This is a genomic window from Paenibacillus sp. 01L418 (assembly GCF_056400045.1).
Map to the genome: position 1 here is coordinate 1 of NZ_JBFTSN010000681.1, position 2,083 is coordinate 2,083.

The following is a 2,083-nucleotide window of genomic DNA, read 5'->3' on the forward strand; positions in this document are numbered from 1 at the left end:
GCTTGAAGCGATAAGCTGCAAGGTCGGTTTCCGCAAGTTTGAGATTAAAGATGGCCTAATGCAAATCAATGGACGCCGGATCATGTTCAAAGGGGTAAATCGTCACGAATTCTCATGCGATTCAGGCCGCGCAATTAATGAAGCGGATATGCGCAAAGATATTGAACTGATGAAGCAATATAATATCAATGCCGTCCGCACTTCACATTATCCGAACAACTCGCTCTGGTACAAACTTTGTGATGAATATGGGCTGTATGTCATTGATGAGACGAATCTGGAAACGCATGGTTCTTGGACTTATGGACAGAAGGAGCTTGGTAGGGCGGTGCCAGGAAGCAGACCGGAATGGACAGGGGCTGTGCTCGATCGCTGCAATTCGATGCTGCAAAGAGACAAAAACCATGCGTCTATCGTCATCTGGTCGCTTGGAAATGAAGCATTTGGCGGAGACAATTTCATAAAAATGCATGATTTTTCACGTGAAGCTGATCCATCGCGCGTCGTTCATTATGAGGGAGCGTTTCACTACCGCGAATCGGATGCTGCTTCTGATATCGAAAGCCATATGTACACGAGCCCTCAGGGCGTTGAACAGTATGCGAGAAGTAATCCGAAAAAACCTTATATTTTATGCGAATACAGTCATGCGATGGGCAATTCCTGCGGGGGCTTGCATGTGTATTGGGAGGTTTTTGAGAAGTATCCTGTGTTGCAGGGCGGATTTATATGGGATTGGATCGATCAAGCCATTCGAGTAACAGACGAGAGCGGCACAGTGAAAATGATGTATGGAGGCGACTTTGGCGAATCGCCGCATGATGGCAATTTCTGCGGCAACGGCCTTATTTTCGCAGATCGTACAGTGTCGCCTAAGCTTCAAGAGGTGAAGAAGGTATACCAAAATGCTAAGTTTGAAGCGATTGATTTGAAAAATGGCACTATTAAGGTGACCAATCGTCATCTATTCAGCGCTTTAAATAGCTTTACTCTTGCTTGGCAAATAGCGATTAACGGTGTTTCTGTGGAAGCAGGCACGGTAGAAGCGGCCGCACAACCAGAGAGTGAGGAAACGTTAACGATTCCTTATACGCTGCCTAAGCTTTCTTCCATTTCGGAAGAGGCTGTATTAACGGTACAGCTCCTGCTGAAGGAGCAAACTCTGTGGGCAGAAGCGGGTCATGAAATCGCGTTTGAGCAATTTGTGCTGCCTGCGCCTATTGAGCCGATTATTGGTCTTGTACCAGCTAAGCCTGCTGTTCGTGTTGAACAGTCGGCAACGGCGCTTCTCGTAAGCGGTGAAAGCTTCACTGCGCAATTTGATCTAGCAAATGGCAGCCTTACTTCCTATGTGTGGAATGGCTCAGAGCGGTTATTGCAAGGATTGACTCCGAACTTCTGGCGTGCCTACACGGATAATGATCGCGGCAATCAGCAGCATATGCGCTGTGCAACATGGCGTGAAGCGGGGACAGAGCGCGTTCTGCAAGCGATGACTTGGGAGCTTGAGGCAAGCAGTGTAACAATTAATGTGCAGTATAGCTTGCCTACTACAACGGAATCCATGTTGTCGTTAATTTACAAAGTAAATGCAGATGGTGAGATCAATGTATACGAGAAGCTGCAGCCTGGGGCGGATTTACCGGAAATTCCGGAAATCGGCATGCTCTTCCAGATGCCAGCATCATTTGATCAAGTAAGCTGGTATGGCAAAGGCCCAGACGAGACGTATTGGGATCGCCAAACGGGAGGCAAGCTTGGGCTTTACGCTGGCAGCGTTCAGGATCAGCTCGTATCGTATATCAGGCCACAGGAATGCGGCAATAAGATGGACGTTCGCCATGCTGCGGTTACGAATGCAAAGGGTGAGGGTATCGTGCTGAAGGGTGCGCCACATTTTGAATTAAATGTACTGCCTTATACGCCATTTGAGCTGGAGGCGCATGATCATATTCATCTGCTGCCACCAAGCAACAAAACGGTTGTACGCGTCAACCATAAGCAAACTGGCGTGGGCGGACATGACAGCTGGGGACAGCTTCCAGAGAAGGAATACATTCTGTTTGCGAACCAAGCATACTCC

1 protein-coding gene is annotated in these 2,083 nt (G+C 48.2%); it reads left to right on the forward strand.

Translation table 11 applies throughout. From position 1 onward, the window contains the following. A partial coding sequence (lacZ, locus tag AC1DSE_RS34600) for a beta-galactosidase, LacZ type (protein WP_477529047.1) occupies positions 1-2,083 on the forward strand: 2,083 nt, incomplete at both ends.